This window comes from Janthinobacterium pasteuri, from assembly GCF_051380775.1.
Lineage (GTDB): Bacteria > Pseudomonadota > Gammaproteobacteria > Burkholderiales > Burkholderiaceae_D > Janthinobacterium.
In genome coordinates this window covers 87,302-101,938 of the sequence record NZ_JBNYXS010000006.1, presented here as the reverse complement: position 1 = coordinate 101,938, position 14,637 = coordinate 87,302, and the positions used below count along the sequence as shown (strand labels likewise).

Genomic DNA, 14,637 nt, shown 5'->3' with positions numbered 1-14,637 from the left:
CACGGTTTTTAATCAACATCGCCAAATAAAAAAGGCTGCCGATCGCTTGGCAGCCTTTTTCATTGACCCGGCTTTGGCGCCGGAATCACACGACTTACTTGACGTTCAAACCACGGCGTTCCAGCAGCGGCTCGATCTTCGCATCGCGGCCACGGAAGTTGCGGTAGATGTCGAGCGCATCGGCGCTGCCGCCGCGCGACAGCAGCTTGGCACGGAACCAGTCGCCGTTCTTGCGCGTCAGGCCGCCGTTTTCCTTGAACCACTCGACCGTGTCGGCATCGAGCTTTTCCGACCACAAATACGCGTAGTAGCCGGCCGAATAGCCGCCCGCGAACGCGTGCGAGAAATACGTGGTGCGGTAGCGCGGCGGCGCCGGGGCGAAATCGACGCCCGCTTCCGTCAAGGCGGCTTTCTCAAACGCCAGCACGTCGGTGGGGATCTGGGCCGGGGTCAGCTGGTGCCAGCGCTGGTCCAGCAGGGCCGATGCCAGGTATTCCGTGGTTTTGTAACCCTGGTTGAAATTGTCGGCCGCCGTCACTTTCGCCAGCAGTTCGGCCGGAATGGCCGCGCCCGTCTGGTAGTGCTTCGCGTAGTTTTGCAGCACTTCCGGCCACAGCGCCCACATTTCATTGACTTGCGACGGGTATTCGACAAAGTCGCGCGGTACGCTGGTGCCGGCGAAGCGCGGGTATTTCACGTTCGAGAACATGCCGTGCAGCGCATGGCCGAATTCGTGGAACATGGTGTTGACTTCGTCAAACGTCATCAGGGTCGGCTGGCCCGCTTCCGGCTTTGGAATGTTGAGGTTATTCGCAATCACCGGCTTGCGGTTCAGCAAGCTCGACTGGCCCACATAGGCATTCGCCCAGGCACCGCCGCGCTTGTTGCTGCGTGCGTATGGGTCCAGCGTGAAGATGGCCAGCTGCGTGCCGTCTTCATTGAAGACGTCGTACACCAGCATGTCGGCCGTGTAGACGGGCAAGTCGGTGCGCTGCTTGAAGGTGAGGCCGTACAATTTTCCCGCAGCAAAGAACACGCCCTTGGTCAGCACGCTGTGCATTTCAAAGTACGGTTTCAACTGTGTCTCATCGAAGTTGTAGCGCTCGGCGCGGACCTTGTCGCTATAGAAGGCCCAGTCGGCGGCGCCCACCTTGAAGCCGCCTTTGCCTGCATCGATGACCTTCTGGATATCGTCCGCTTCACGGCGTGCATTGACGACGGCCGGCTTGGCCAGCTCGCCCAGCAGCGCATTCACGGCGGTGGTGTCGTGCGCCGTCTGGTCTTCCAGCGAGTAGGCTGCATAGTTCGGGTAGCCCATCAGCGCGGCACGTTCGGCGCGCAGTTTCGCCAGTTCCAGCACTTCGGCGGTATTGTCGAACTCGCCGCCACGGCTGCCGCGCGCTTGCGAGGCGGCCATGATGCGTTCGCGCACGGCGCGGTTGGTCAGCAGCGACAGCGGCGCCTGGCCCGTCGTGTTGACGAGAGCGATTACGTACTTGCCGTCCAGGCCGCGCTTCTTGGCCAGGCCGGCAGCCACTTCGATGGCGGCCGGCGACAGGCCGTCCAGTTCTTCGCGCGTGTCGACGACGACAGCCGAAGCGTTCAATTCCTTCAGCACATTTTGTGCGAACTTGGTCGACAGGGCCGCCAGCTGGCCATTGTAAGCGCGCAGCTTTTCCTTGTCCGCCGCCGACAGCTTGGCGCCCGCGCGCACGAAGTCCGTGTGATAGCGTTCCAGCAGGCGTTTCGATTCGGCATCGAGGCCCAGCTTGTCGCGCTTGGCGTACAGGGTATCGATGCGCTTGAACAATTTGTCGTTGAGCATGATCGCGTCGCTGTGGGCCGCCATCTTCGGTGCCAGCTCGCGTTCCAGGCCCTGGATCGTCTCATTCGTGTTGGAGCCGGACATCACGGAAAACACGGTGCGCACGCGGCCCAGCAACTGGCCCGATCGCTCCATGGCGACGATGGTGTTGTCGAACGTAGCCGGCTTCTTGTTATTCGCAATTGCGTTGATTTCCGCCAGGTTGGCGGCCATGCCTGCCGTAAAGGCGGGCGCGTAGTCGGCGTCCTGCACCTTGTCGAACGGTGGATACTGAAATGGCAGGCTGCTGGCCTGCGCAAACGGGTTCGAAGCGGGCAGTGCCGCCGCCGCGGTAACGGCGGTGGTTGGCGCAGTGGTGGCGGTGGCGGCAAAAGCGGCTGGCGCCAGCATCAGGCTGGCGGCGATGACGAGCATTGTTGGACGGGTCATGTCTTCTTTCAAGAAACGCAAGAGAGCCGCGATTGTGTCGCGGGCCAGCCTGAAATAATAACAGCCTGACACACTTGCGTCACCAGCAACTACCGAAGGTAGCGATACGCCCATACATGAAAGGTTTTCATGCCTGATACTCCCGACATGCACGCCAGTACGGCAGCGCCCGTGACCGGACCAATGAAAAATATCAATGCTCAGCTGACCTGTATGGCATATAGTATCCATTCGGCAACAATAGACGGAGAATCCATGAGCTTTGAACACCGCAAGGCACGCGCCCTGGAACTGTTGAGCAGCACGGGCATGGCCAGCAGCCACTATGCGCCGCCGCTGATACGCCTGTTGTGGAAGGCCGGCGTGCAAGTACCGCCGCCGCATTTCCAGTCCTTCCTGCGTGCCGCGCTCGGCATGGGGCTCTGGTTCGGCACATGCTGGGGCGTGGTCATGTGGATTTTTTTCTGGTCGCGGTCCGATCCCGCCACCCCCTTATCGCCCCTGGCGGCGCTGGTGGCGGCCTGCGCGGCAGGCAGCCTGTTTGGTCTCGCCATGGCCAGCTTCTATGCGCGTGACCGGCGCAAGCACCAGTTGCCGGCATGGACCGCGCTGGACGCTCAATAAGGCAGCAACGGCAGGCAAGGCCATTGTCTCAATAGTGCGGCGGACGTTCGTTGATCAGCCCGCCGTTCGCCTGCTGCGCCCCGTCGCGCACGTGTTCGCCCAGCTTGTGCAGCATCGCTTCGAGCTGGTCGATGCGCTTGCCCTGCTGGTACACCATCTGGTTCAGCGACTCGACCAGGTCTTCCTGCTGCGCCAGCTTGATTTCGATATCGACGAAACGTAATCCCATCTGTTCTGCATTGTCCATGGTGTTCTCGGTGATTCCTGACTGAAAGCGGCATTCTACCGCCGCAGCGGCGTGAGCCAGCACAAACAAGCGGCATTCTTTCCGAAGCGGAGCCGATTTCTGCCTATTCTCTCCGCATGGCTGAATCAAATGGCTTGACGAGTGAGAACAAACGATTACAATGGACACACCAGCGTCACCTGAACCACTACTCATCGACACGCGCAAGACGGCCGAATACCGCCGCTGGGAAGATGGCCTGCACGATGTGGCGGCTGCCACCATCGATGCGCGCATCAAGCATTTGCAACATGGAAAAAAGGGCGACTGGCGGCCAGTGGGTGAAGGTGTGTGCGAGCTGCGCTTCTTGCAGACGGGGCCCGGCTGGCGCGTGTATTTTCACGAGACCAATCTGGGCAGCCTGATCTTGTTGCTGCTGGGTGGAAACAAATCGAGCCAGCAACGCGACATCAGGCAGGCGCAAGCGATCCTCAGGGACTTGAAAGCCCGGCAGGCAGCCATGCGGAAAGCGGCGGCAGTCCCATCGACAGGAGCACGAAAGAAATGAACCAAGACATCCATAGCGACACCTTCGATCTCGACGACCTGGAAGCATTAGGCCTGAGCAAATTTGACCCGACGCAACACCTGACCAGCAAGGCCGCCGTGGCCGCCTACATGAGCGAAATCGTCGCCACCGGCAACGCGGAACTGTTCCAGTCGGCCATGAATGACGTGGTGCGCGCCTATGGCATGGGCAAGGTGGCGGCCAGGGCCGACATCACGCGCGAAGGCGCGTATAAAGCCTTGCGCGAAGGCAGCAAGCCACGCTTTGAAACCATTTTAAAGATGCTCGATGCGCTGGACATGCAACTGGCCATCGTGCCAAAAACCACGCCGGACGGCGCCGTGGAAGCGTGAACGTCCTTTAATTAAACTTTCGGTGTGGCCAAGAGCGCCTTCATGCGCGCCAGACGTTCTTTCGGCGAAATGATTTCCGACTCCGTCGGCACGGCGTCGCCCACGTCAAGCTGCATTTCCTTGATGAAGCGCGACGGGTCGCAATGGACTTGCTCACCGGCCCGCTTGCGTTTCTTGCACCAGGTGACGTGCAAGGTGCGCTGGGCGCGCGTGATGCCCACATACATCAGCCGGCGCTCTTCCTGGATGCGCGCGGCGATGGTTTCGGCTGGCGCGTCAGGGTCGCCCTTGTGCGGCAAAATCCCCTCTTCCACGCCCACCAGAAACACGTGCGGAAACTCCAGCCCTTTCGAGGCGTGCAGCGTGGACATGCGCACGGCGTCCTGCTCTTCATCCTTGCCTTCGAGCATGGTCATCAGGGCCACCATCTGCGTCAGTTCCAGCACGTTCTTTTCTTCGCCGTCGCGGTCCTTGCCGCCCCGGCCCCGTTCCTTCAGCCAGTTGACGAATTCCAGCACGTTCTGCCACTTGCTTTGCGCTTGCCGCTCCTCGAAGGCGTCGTACAGATATGACTCGTAGTGGATTTCCTTCATCATGTCATCCAGCACTTCGGCCGCGTTGTCGCCGCTGCCGGCCGCACCGGGGCGGCTGGCGCGCGATTCGAGGTCGTTGATGAAGTTGCAGAAGTCGCGCAGCGGACCCAGCTGGCGGTCCGTCAGCTTGGCCTCGATGCCGCCCTTGAAGACGGCCTGGAACAGCGAGCACTGCCACTGCCCCGAGAACGCGCCCAGCACTTCCAGCGTCGACTGGCCCACGCCACGGCGCGGCGTCGTCACGGCGCGGATGAAGGCCGGGTCGTCGTCTTCGTTGGCCAGCAAACGCAGATAACTGATGATGTCCTTGATTTCAGCCTTGTCGAAGAAGCTCTGGCCTCCCGAAATCGTGTACGGAATGCGTTCCTTGCGCAAGCATTGCTCGATGATGCGCGCCTGGTGGTTGCCCCGGTACAAAATCGCGTAATCGGAAAATTTGTTCTTGCGCTCGAAATGGTCGGCCGAAATCATGATGGCCACTTGCTCCGCCTCCTGCTCGTCCGTCTGCATGCCCAGCACCTTGATCGGCTCGCCCAGGCCGTGTTCGGACCACAGCGACTTTTCAAACAGTTTCGGGTTGTTACCGATGACGGCATTGGCCGCATTGAGCACGCGCATGGTGGAGCGGTAATTCTGCTCAAGCTTGATCACCCGCAAATCGGGGAAATCCGTTTCCAGTGTCTTCAGATTTTCCACCGTGGCGCCGCGCCAGGCATAAATCGCCTGGTCGTCGTCGCCCACGGCCGTAAACATCGGCTTCTTGCCGATGCCCGTCACCATCAGTTTCACCAGTTCGTACTGGCAGGTGTTCGTATCCTGGTATTCGTCGACGAGCAGATAGCGCAAACGGCGCTGCCATTTGTCGCGCACGGGGCCGTTGTTGCGGAACAGTTCCACGGGTAAGCGGATCAGATCGTCGAAATCGACGGCCTGGTAGGCGGAAAGCGTTGCCACGTAGCTGCGGTAGATGCGCGCCGCGTTCGCCTCGTCCTCGTCCTTGGCTTGCGCCAGCGCCATATCGGGGTCGATCAAGCCGTTTTTCCACAGCGACATGGCGCTCTGGATGCCGCGGATCACCTGTTTATCGGTGGTAATGGCAAGGTCTTGCACCAGAGAAAAACAATCATCGCTATCCATGATGGAAAAGCGGTCCTTCAAGCCCACGCCATTGGCTTCCTGGCGCAGGATTTTCACACCCAGCGAATGGAAGGTCGACACCGTCAGCTGCTTGGCCTGGCGTGGCTGCTTGAGCAGCTTGGCGATGCGTTCCTGCATTTCCAGCGCCGCCTTGTTGGTGAAGGTCAGCGCGGCGATGGTGCGCGGGTCATAGCCCCGGTCTTCGATCAAGTGGGCGATCTTTTGCGTGATCACGCGCGTCTTGCCCGAACCGGCGCCGGCCAGCACCAGGCAGGGGCCGTCGAGGTAGGTGACCGCTTCGCTTTGGGGCGCATTCAGACCGAACTGTGGTGCTTTGGACATCAGGGTACTTCCGCAGGGAACAGCAGCCCATTGTAACAGCGTCGCGCCCGCCATTTGCACGGCAGGATCTGCGTGAAAAACAGGCAATGGCATTGATATCTCGCCAATTGCCGCCATCTTGACCCATGCAATGCGTGCGGCGATGCCAGCGCTGGAGTACCATTCCGCCTGTATCGCCCGTGCGCGCCCACTTACCGAATGACAGTCCCATGAAATTTGAACACCTGATTGAAATCAACGATCCGCTGAACCCGCTGATCGACACCCTGAGCCTGGAACAAGTCTGGCGCGGCCTGGTCTTGCGCGCCGAGTCGCCCAGGCTGTTCGTGCCGCACCTCGACGAGTGCCAGATCAGCGAGCGCAGCGATGCCGGTTTCGCGCGCAGCCTGCGCTATGGCGAGCTGGTCATCAACGACACGGTGGTGCTGGTGCCGCACCTGCAGGTACGCTACGAAGTGCCGGCGCAACAGGATATCAGCGCGTCCTCGCTGGTGATGACCATCGAAATGCCCGACGAGGCCAGCCTGTGGGTGCGCTTCCAGTACGACGACGGCCACGACGCGGCCACCGATGCGGCCAACGCCTTGTACGACGACTTCCGCCGTTCCGCCTACAAGGAATCCGACATCGACACGGTGCGCATCATGCGCGAACTGGCGCTCGAAGGACGGCTGGATGCCGGCTTGCTGAATTAAACGCGCGCGCTGCGGCCCCACAACTGGTCAGGGCGAAACTGCAGACCCGCCTGCTCCGCGCTGAGCACTTCGCGGATGGCGTGCAAGTCCACGCGCGTATCACGGCGCAGCGGCACGTCCAGGCGCGCGCCACGCGGGCCGATCAGCGACTGCACGTGGGGCGTGGTGGCGTTCAAGCCCTTGCGCGTGACGACGCCGATTTCTCCATTCAACAGTTTGACGAAGGTGCCGACCGGGTAGATGCCCAGTTCGCGCACCAGCAAGGAAGCCAGCGGCGCATCCAGGGTGGCCTTGTCGGCCATCAGCATTTCGCGCAGGGCCACGTTCGGCAGCATGGGCTGGCGATAGCTGCGCTTCGACACGCGCGCGCAATAGCGGTCGGCCAGCATGATCAGGCGCGCGCCGATGCCGATCGCCTCGCCTTGCGTGCCCAGCGGATAGCCGCTGCCATCGATATTTTCATGGTGCTGCAACACGGCTTGCAGCCAGACGGCGTCCGTGACGCCGGCCGCGCGCAGCAAGTCGACGCCCGCTTGCGGATGGGCGCGCAAATAGGCGCGCTCATCTGCGTCCAGCGGCCCCGCCTTGTGCTGGAAATCCGCATGGCGTTCCAGCATGCCCACATTCATGCTCAGCGCGGCCAGCACCACGCTGCGCACGACGCCATCATCGAGCTTCAGGGCGCGCGCCAGCAGGGCCGTGATGACGGCCGTGTCGACGCTGTGGCGCACGGCAAAGTTGCCCGCGCCCTGGTTGTGCAGGATGCAGGCCAGCGCCACGTCGGCGTCCAGTGCCACCGCCTCTTCCACCAGTTGCGCCAGCGGCGCGAGGGATGCGTGGCTGCCCGCCTGCCTGGCGGCAATGGCCGGCAAGACGAGGGCCAGTCCTGCCGTGACGAGGTTCAGCATGCGCAGGGCCGAAGGCGCTTCCGTGGCCGTGCGCGGCAGGTCGGCACTGGTATCGGCGATGACGCCGCGCGCCAGCAGCAATTCAATCTGGTTCTCGCTGCTGATGACATGGCCCAGCCTGGCAAGCAAGCCGCCCGTCTCGCCGTGCACGTCCCAGGGCAGGGCTACGCCCAGGGCGAGTTCTCCCGCGTAAATGCGCCGAATTTTCACATCGTCTCCGTCATCGCTAGCCGCCACCCTTTTTACCATCGGGTGGTCGTGGGCATGAACCATTTGAAATATTTTTTGCTTTTAATCAATATTTCAATGTGGCATCGATGATCGCGCAATCATGTGCGCTTGTCTACAAAATTGTTTAAATACAAAAATTGCATCAGACGCCAGGCGAGCAATCGGCGCAGCCGGGCGCGTGTTCCGGGTCTTTTTCCAGGTGCAGCGCCAGCTCGCGCAAGGCCGTGCGCACGCCTTCCTCGATGACGGGGTGGTAAAACGGCATGTCGAGCATGGCGGGCACCGTCAGCTGGGCCTGGCACGCCCAGGCCAGCAAGTGGCCCAGGTGTTCCGCCCGTGGGCCGATCAGCTCGGCGCCGAGAAAGCGCTTGCTGCCAAATTCCGCATACACGCGCAGCAAGCCCTGGTTTTGCAGCATCACGCGGCTGCGGCCCTGGTTGCCGAACGACACGGCACCGACGGCAAAGCGGCCCGCATGGCTCACGCACAGTTGCTGGTAGGTAGCGCCCAGGGTGGCGATCTGCGGTTCCGTGAAGGCGATGGTCAGGGGCGTGCGGCGCAAGCCCGGTGTGACGTCAGGAAAGCGCGCCGCATTGTCACCTGCGATACGGCCCTCGTCGGCTGCCTCGGGCAGCAGCGGTAATGCATTGTCGGCATCCCCGGCGATGAAGATGGCGCTCTTGCCACACTGCATGGTGTGCGGGTCATGCAGGGGGATGCCGTGGCGGTCGAGTTCGATTTGCGCCGTTTCCAGGCCGATGTGATCCACGTTCGGTGCGCGGCCGATGGCGGCCAGCAGATACTCGAACTGCTCGGTTTTTTCCTGGCCCGCACCGTCGCGGCTGGTCAGCGCGATGCCGCTGCCATCCGGGCTTTTCGCCACATGCGCCACGCTGGTCTGGAAGCGGATGTCGAGTTCGCGCGCCAGCACGGCGCCGGCCTCTTTCAGCACCAGCGGGTCCGTCAGCTGCGCGACTTTATTGCCACGCGCAAACAGGGTCACGCGCACGCCCAGGCGGGCCAGCGCCTGGCCCAGCTCCAGGCCGATCACGCCGCTGCCGACCACGGCCACGGAGCTTGGCAAGTCCGTCCACTCGAACACGGCGTCGCTGGTGATGACGCGCTCGCCCGCCGCCTGCCACTCGGGCGGCACGATGGGCGTGGAACCGGTGGCGATCACCACGCTGCCAGCCTCGACGATGGTGTGCTCATCCACCTGCAATTTGCCGGGGCCGATGAAACGCGCGTGGCCGCGCAGTTTTTCCTCATCGGGGATGGCGTTGACGCCGTCGAGTACGAAGCCGACAAAGCGGTCACGCTCGCTGCGCACCCGGCTCATCACTTGCCGGCCGTCGATGCGCATGGGACCCGGATGCACGCCGAAGCCGGGCGCGCTCGCCACCGCATGAGCCGCCTCGGCGGCCGCAATCAAGAGTTTGCTGGGCATGCAACCCACGCGCGCGCATGTCGTGCCGTACGGCCCGCTTTCGATCATCAGCACGCGCTTGCCTTCCATGCGCGCCGCCCTGTGCGCCGTCATGCCGGCCGTACCGCTGCCGATCACGGCCACATCCACTCGTAGTGTTTTCATCGTGCCAGTCATCCCTGTTTCAGATTGTTCATGGCGTTCGATACTACTCGTTTGGCGAAAATAAGGTTTTACTTTGCAGCAATATATGTATTAGTATAACTAATCATTTTCAAAACTTATAAGCTGAGCTAATGGGATCACTCGATTATCGCGCGCTGGCCGTGCTGGACGCCGTCGCCAGCCATGGCAGTTTCGACAAGGCCGCCCTGGCGCTGGGCATCACCCAGTCGGCCGTCTCGCAGCGCATCAAGGCGCTGGAAGACGCCAGCGGGCGCTTGCTGATCATCCGTGGCCAGCCGGCCGTGCCGACGGGCCTGGGCCAGCGCCTGATCGTGCATCACCGCAACGTCAAGCTGATGGAAGCCTCGCTCGACATCGACCTGGGCAACAGCGTCAGCATGCCGGAAATCGCCATCGCCATCGATGCCGACAGCCTGGCCACCTGGTTCCCCGATACCTTGTCCGCCCTGCTGGCGCCGCCGCGCTGCCAGCTCGACGTGCGCCTGGCCGACAGCGACAGCGCCTTGCAAATGGTGCGCGACGGCTCCGTGTTTGGCTGCGTGGCGGCCGAGTCCGGCACAGCGCTGGATGCGGCGGCGGCCACCAGCGTCACGCCGCTGGGCACCTTGCGCTATGTCTGCGTGGCCACGCCCGTGTTTGCAGGGCACTGGTTCGGCGATGGTTTCAGTGACGAGGCGGTGCAACTGGCGCCGGCCGTAGTGGGCCAGCACGGCTTGCTGGCGCGTTTCCTCGCTGAACAGCTCAATCTGCGCGAAGCGTTTCCACACCACACCCTGCCCGTGGAAGCGGCGCGCCGCGCCTGCGTCCAGGATGGCCTGGCCTACGGCCTGATGCCGCAGCGCCTGGCCGCGCAGGCGCTGGCGACGGACAGACTGGTCGATCTGATGCCGGGCAGCACCCTGGACGTACCGCTGAGCTGGCATGCCTGGACCCTGGACACGCCGTTTACCAAGCTGCTGTCCGAGCAGATCGTCAAATCGGCGCGCGACTACCTGACTTGATTTAAATATCCAGCGGGTCCACTTCCAGCGACCATTTCACGCGCGACTTCATGGCGCGCAACTCAGTCAGCCATTCTTTTAAAAACGCCTGCAGCGCGGGCCGCGAGGGCGATTCCAGCAGCAACTGGGCGCGGTCCACGTTGTACACGCGCGTCATGCTCATGGGAATCGGGTCATTGATGGTCACCTGCGGGTGCGCCATGCACTCCTTGGCCGCCTGCAGGAATTCGATGGCCGTGGCCAGCTCGGGCGCCTCGGCGCGCAGCAGGGCCTGGAACAGATACGGCGGCAGCGCCGCCTGCGCCCGCTCTTCGAGCAAGGTGGTGGCGAAATGGTCGTAATCGTGGTTGACGACGGCGTCGTACAGCGGATGGCGTGCATAGCGCGTCTGGATCAGCACTTCGGAAACGCTGCCGCCTTCCGTCTGCGCGGCCCGCCCGGCCCGGCCCGCCACCTGCATCAGCTGGGCAAACAGCCGCTCGCTGGCCCGATAATCCTGCGAAAACAGGGCCGTGTCCGGATTCAAAATGCCCACCAGGGTCAGCTTTTTGAAATCGTGACCCTTGGCCACCATCTGCGTGCCGATCAGAATATCCACTTCGCCCCGGTGCACGGTGTCGAACGCTTCCTGTGCGCTACCCTTCTTGCGCGTGGAATCGGCATCGATGCGCAAAATGCGCGCCTCAGGAAACAATTGCTGCAAGCCCTCTTCCACCCGCTGCGTGCCGCGTCCCAGCGGTTGCAAATCGACGTTGCCGCAGGTGGGACAATGACGGGGAATGCGCAGTTCCAGGCTGCAATGGTGGCAGCGCAAGCGGTGTTCCGGCTTGTGCAGCACCATGAACGAGGTGCAGCGCGTGCAATTGCTGATCCAGCCGCACGATTCGCAGCAGATGACGGGAGAATAGCCGCGCCGGTTCAAGAACAGCAGCGACTGCTCGCCACGCTCCATGCGCAGTTTCAAGGCAGCGACCAGATGCGACGTCAGGCCATCATTCGGCCGGTCACGCTCCATGTCGAGTATCTTGACGCGTGGCAACACTGCGTTCTTGACGGCCCGTTCGCGCAACTCCAGCTTGCGGTAGCGCCCCGTCTGCGCGTGGTGCCAGCTTTCCAGCGAGGGCGTGGCCGAACCCAGCACGATGGGTATCTGCAATTGCCAGGCGCGCCACACGGCCAGGTCGCGCGCCGAATAGCGCAAGCCTTCCTGCTGCTTGTAGGAAGGATCGTGCTCCTCGTCGATGACGATCAGCTTGAGCTTGGGCAAGGATGCCAGGATGGCCAGCCGCGTGCCAAGGATGATGCGCGCCTGGCCCTGGTGGGCGGCCAGCCAGTGCAGCATGCGCTCGCCTTCGGACAGGCTGCTGTGCAGGGTCGCCAGCATGACGCCGGGAAAGCGCGCGCGGATATTGCCTTCCAGCTGGGGCGTCAAATTGATTTCCGGCACCAGGATCAGGATTTGCGCCGCCTCGTCGCGCGCCAGCACCTGGGCGCAGGCTTGCAGATACACTTCCGTCTTGCCGCTGCCCGTCACGCCGTACAGCAGGGTGGGCTTGAAACCCTGGGCGCCCCCGATGGCGTCGGCCGCCTCTTGCTGGGCGGCATTCAGCGCCGGCATGTTGAGCGGCGTGCCATCGTGGGCATTGGCCAGCTTGGCCAGCTTCTTGATGGCGCGGTCCAGCGCCACGGTGGTCAGCACGCGCAAATTCTTCGGCAAGCCCGGCAGCGCCACCTCGCCCAGCGGACGCTGGTAGTAATCGGCGGCAAAGGCGGCCAGCGCCAGCCACTGTTCCGACAACGGCGCCAGTTGGCTGCGCACGGCCAGCACGTCCTTCAATTTCGCGGCGGGCACGTCGGTGCTGTCGGACACGCCGACGATCAGCCCCATCACTTCGCGCCGGCCGAACGGCACCAGCGCCAGCTGTCCCACTTGCGGCAGAGGCACGGCAGCGGCAGCGTCCACATCAGCCGACGCCGCGTGCCAGCGGTAGTCGAACAGGGCGTTCAAGGGCGTGTCGAGCGCGATTTTCAGGATGCACGACGTCAAAATGCACTGCGACATGGGGAGTTGGCCTATCTCAATAAAAAAGCGCGCAGCAAGGTCAATGGTGCGGCGGGATGTCAGGCATCAAGCCAGCGGGCCATGATACTTGTTTCATCCATCAAACGCCTAACGGCGGACGCCACCGCGTGGCATGCTGCCTGAAAAAAATTCTGTGGATAACTTTGTGGACAAAGCAAAATTAACTTTCAGAAAAATGTGGATAGAAAATTTTGATCGCCGTCAAGAGGGGCACGCAAGAAAAATTAACTATTTAAAATCAATGACTTAAAAATTGATGCCCGGGAGGTGATAAATCCGTGGGACATTTTCGCCGCTGTGCATAACTGAACCATTTGTAATTTATTTATACAGAAATCAGCGCCATTTTGAGGCGTCCGAGCGGGAAAAACGCGGGCGGCACGCGGCAAAATTGACAATTGCCGGGCAAGCGTTCGTTTTTACCTGACGGACGACGAAACATTGTGAAATTATCATGCACTGCAACATGCACTTCAGCTGAAACCTGAACATCGGCGCTAAGTATCGGTTAACAAAATACTTTTCAATTTTATCCACAGAATCTGTTGATAACTTTGTGGACAATGAAGGAATAAGGCAAGCGAACGAAAGAACAACCTTATCAATAGCAACAAAGTTCGCCAGTCAATGGATTTTTTACCCCTTAATAATCAAGCACTTGCAGAGTCCCCCCGGGCATGGCTTTTACACTGCCTCTTATTTCCGCAGCAAAAAAAATTGTGCATAAGTCGGTATTTCTTGCTAAGGCGCAGCAAAGAAAAAGGCAGGCTTCCGCCGGAAAGCCTGCCTTTTCTTGCCCCTGAACCAGGGGGAAGCGAATACTTACTGGCCGCTGCGCATGGCGCGGCTCATGCTGTGCACTGCTTCCACCATAGCAGCCACCGACTCCGGCGGCGTGAACTGGGAAATGCCATGGCCCAGGTTGAACACGTGGCCCGTGCCTGCCGACGGCGCGCCGAAGGCATTCAAGACCTTGGCTACTTCGGCGCGGATCTGCTCCGGGCTGGCGAACAGGATGGCGGGGTCGAGATTGCCCTGCAAGCCCACTTTATGTCCCACCATCTGGCGCGCGCGCGTCAGGTTAACGGTCCAGTCCAGGCCCACGGCATCGGCGCCGATGTCGGCGATCTGCTCGATCCACTGGCCGCCGCCCTTGGTAAACACGATGGCGGGAATCTTGACGCCATCCTTGTCGCGTTTCAATTGCGCCACCACTTGTTGCATGTAGGCCAGCGAAAATTCCTGGTAGGCGCCATCGGCCAGCGCACCGCCCCAGGAATCGAAAAACATCACGGCTTGCGCGCCGGCATCGATTTGCGCATTCAGGTACTGCGCCACGGAGGTGGCGTTGATGGCCAGGATGTGGTGCATCAGGTCCGGGCGGCTGTACAGCATCTTCTTGATGGTATGGAACTCTTTCGAGCCGCCGCCTTCCACCATGTAGCACGCCAGCGTCCACGGGCTGCCGGAAAAACCGATCAGCGGCACGCGGCCATTGAGTTCTGTGCGGATTTGCGTGACGGCCTTGAAAACGTAGTCAAGCGATTCCAGGTCCGGCACTTGCAAGGCTTTCACGTCCTGCTCCGTGCGCAACGGACGCTCGAACTTCGGCCCTTCGCCATCGGCGAAATACAGGCCCAGACCCATGGCGTCAGGCACCGTCAGGATGTCGGAAAACAAAATCGCCGCGTCGAGCGGGAAGCGCTCCAGGGGCTGCAAGGTCACTTCCGTCGCGTAATCGGGATTCTTTGCCAGGCCCAGGAAGGAGCCGGCCCGCTCGCGCGTGGCGCGGTATTCGGGCAGGTAGCGGCCCGCCTGGCGCATCAGCCAGACTGGGGTGTGCTCGGTCGGCTGGCGCAACAGGGCGCGCAGGAAAGTATCATTCTGGAGCGGAGCAAATTGTGGCATGGCAGGCAATCGAGCTTGGAGAAGCGGTATTATCGCATCCAATCGCCGCCATTTCATTGATTCCAGTGCCACTTTGCAGCATTTGCCACGCACAGTGATGAC

The 14,637-nt window shown here is 61.7% G+C and carries 12 protein-coding genes; 5 read left to right on the top strand and 7 right to left on the bottom strand.

The features are described 5' to 3' along the window. Positions 1-94 precede the first annotated feature (94 nt). Complete coding sequence (locus ACQ4WN_RS08590; RefSeq protein ID WP_436551240.1) at positions 95-2,239, bottom strand: M3 family metallopeptidase; 2,145 nt, start codon at positions 2,237-2,239, stop codon at positions 95-97. A 270-nt stretch (positions 2,240-2,509) separates the two neighbouring features. Here ACQ4WN_RS08590 and ACQ4WN_RS08585 point away from each other — a divergent pair, with 270 nt between their 5' ends. After that, positions 2,510-2,878, top strand: coding sequence for a DUF6404 family protein (locus tag ACQ4WN_RS08585; protein ID WP_436551149.1), 369 nt, complete (start codon positions 2,510-2,512; stop codon positions 2,876-2,878). 28 nt (positions 2,879-2,906) lie between these two features. Here the strand turns inward: ACQ4WN_RS08585 and ACQ4WN_RS08580 are convergent, their stop codons facing one another. After that, on the bottom strand, positions 2,907-3,125 hold the full coding sequence (locus ACQ4WN_RS08580; RefSeq protein ID WP_436551148.1) for a SlyX family protein: 219 nt from the start codon (positions 3,123-3,125) through the stop codon (positions 2,907-2,909). A gap of 160 nt (positions 3,126-3,285) precedes the next feature. Here ACQ4WN_RS08580 and ACQ4WN_RS08575 point away from each other — a divergent pair, with 160 nt between their 5' ends. Further along, positions 3,286-3,672 (top strand): type II toxin-antitoxin system RelE/ParE family toxin, encoded by a 387-nt coding sequence (locus tag ACQ4WN_RS08575; RefSeq protein ID WP_436551147.1) that lies wholly within the window; start codon positions 3,286-3,288, stop codon positions 3,670-3,672. After that, positions 3,669-4,025 carry an addiction module antidote protein gene (locus ACQ4WN_RS08570; RefSeq protein ID WP_436551146.1) on the top strand — a complete coding sequence of 119 codons (357 nt, stop codon included), beginning with the start codon at positions 3,669-3,671 and terminating at the stop codon, positions 4,023-4,025. The genes ACQ4WN_RS08575 and ACQ4WN_RS08570 overlap by 4 nt, the downstream gene beginning before the upstream one ends. Positions 4,026-4,036: 11 nt before the next feature. Here the strand turns inward: ACQ4WN_RS08570 and ACQ4WN_RS08565 are convergent, their stop codons facing one another. Then, positions 4,037-6,097 (bottom strand): UvrD-helicase domain-containing protein, encoded by a 2,061-nt coding sequence (locus ACQ4WN_RS08565; protein ID WP_436551145.1) that lies wholly within the window; start codon positions 6,095-6,097, stop codon positions 4,037-4,039. A 209-nt stretch (positions 6,098-6,306) separates the two neighbouring features. On the opposite strand from ACQ4WN_RS08565, the gene ACQ4WN_RS08560 reads away from it, so the two are divergent. Further along, a complete protein-coding gene (locus tag ACQ4WN_RS08560; RefSeq protein ID WP_436551144.1) occupies positions 6,307-6,792 on the top strand; it encodes an SRPBCC family protein in 486 nt (161 codons plus the stop codon). On the opposite strand, the gene ACQ4WN_RS08555 is transcribed toward ACQ4WN_RS08560, so the two are convergent. Continuing rightward, positions 6,789-7,910, bottom strand: coding sequence for an HD-GYP domain-containing protein (locus ACQ4WN_RS08555; protein ID WP_436551143.1), 1,122 nt, complete (start codon positions 7,908-7,910; stop codon positions 6,789-6,791). The genes ACQ4WN_RS08560 and ACQ4WN_RS08555 overlap by 4 nt on opposite strands. Before the next feature lie 163 nt (positions 7,911-8,073). After that, positions 8,074-9,522 carry a dihydrolipoyl dehydrogenase gene (locus ACQ4WN_RS08550; protein ID WP_436551142.1) on the bottom strand — a complete coding sequence of 483 codons (1,449 nt, stop codon included), beginning with the start codon at positions 9,520-9,522 and terminating at the stop codon, positions 8,074-8,076. A 131-nt stretch (positions 9,523-9,653) separates the two neighbouring features. Here ACQ4WN_RS08550 and ACQ4WN_RS08545 point away from each other — a divergent pair, with 131 nt between their 5' ends. Next, a complete protein-coding gene (locus tag ACQ4WN_RS08545) occupies positions 9,654-10,544 on the top strand; it encodes an ArgP/LysG family DNA-binding transcriptional regulator (RefSeq protein WP_436551141.1) in 891 nt (296 codons plus the stop codon). Position 10,545: 1 nt separating this feature from the next. On the opposite strand, the gene ACQ4WN_RS08540 is transcribed toward ACQ4WN_RS08545, so the two are convergent. Both ACQ4WN_RS08540 and hemE read right to left on the bottom strand, forming a co-directional pair. Beyond that, positions 10,546-12,606: a primosomal protein N' gene (locus tag ACQ4WN_RS08540; protein WP_436551140.1), complete on the bottom strand. Its 2,061-nt coding sequence runs from the start codon at positions 12,604-12,606 to the stop codon at positions 10,546-10,548. A gap of 843 nt (positions 12,607-13,449) precedes the next feature. Further along, on the bottom strand, positions 13,450-14,535 hold the full coding sequence (hemE, locus tag ACQ4WN_RS08535) for a uroporphyrinogen decarboxylase (RefSeq protein WP_436551139.1): 1,086 nt from the start codon (positions 14,533-14,535) through the stop codon (positions 13,450-13,452). Positions 14,536-14,637 lie beyond the last annotated feature (102 nt).

Excerpts from the sequence above, each read along its gene's own strand:
- ACQ4WN_RS08590 (WP_436551240.1), bottom strand. The coding sequence starts at position 2,239 with ATGCTCGTCATCGCCGCCAGCCTGATGCTGGCGCCAGCCGCTTTTGCC.
- ACQ4WN_RS08585 (WP_436551149.1), top strand. The coding sequence starts at position 2,510 with ATGAGCTTTGAACACCGCAAGGCACGCGCCCTGGAACTGTTGAGCAGC.
- ACQ4WN_RS08580 (WP_436551148.1), bottom strand. The coding sequence starts at position 3,125 with ATGGACAATGCAGAACAGATGGGATTACGTTTCGTCGATATCGAAATC.
- ACQ4WN_RS08575 (WP_436551147.1), top strand. The coding sequence starts at position 3,286 with ATGGACACACCAGCGTCACCTGAACCACTACTCATCGACACGCGCAAG.
- ACQ4WN_RS08570 (WP_436551146.1), top strand. The coding sequence starts at position 3,669 with ATGAACCAAGACATCCATAGCGACACCTTCGATCTCGACGACCTGGAA.
- ACQ4WN_RS08565 (WP_436551145.1), bottom strand. The coding sequence starts at position 6,097 with ATGTCCAAAGCACCACAGTTCGGTCTGAATGCGCCCCAAAGCGAAGCG.
- ACQ4WN_RS08560 (WP_436551144.1), top strand. The coding sequence starts at position 6,307 with ATGAAATTTGAACACCTGATTGAAATCAACGATCCGCTGAACCCGCTG.
- ACQ4WN_RS08550 (WP_436551142.1), bottom strand. The coding sequence starts at position 9,522 with ATGAAAACACTACGAGTGGATGTGGCCGTGATCGGCAGCGGTACGGCC.
- ACQ4WN_RS08545 (WP_436551141.1), top strand. The coding sequence starts at position 9,654 with ATGGGATCACTCGATTATCGCGCGCTGGCCGTGCTGGACGCCGTCGCC.
- ACQ4WN_RS08540 (WP_436551140.1), bottom strand. The coding sequence starts at position 12,606 with ATGTCGCAGTGCATTTTGACGTCGTGCATCCTGAAAATCGCGCTCGAC.
- hemE (WP_436551139.1), bottom strand. The coding sequence starts at position 14,535 with ATGCCACAATTTGCTCCGCTCCAGAATGATACTTTCCTGCGCGCCCTG.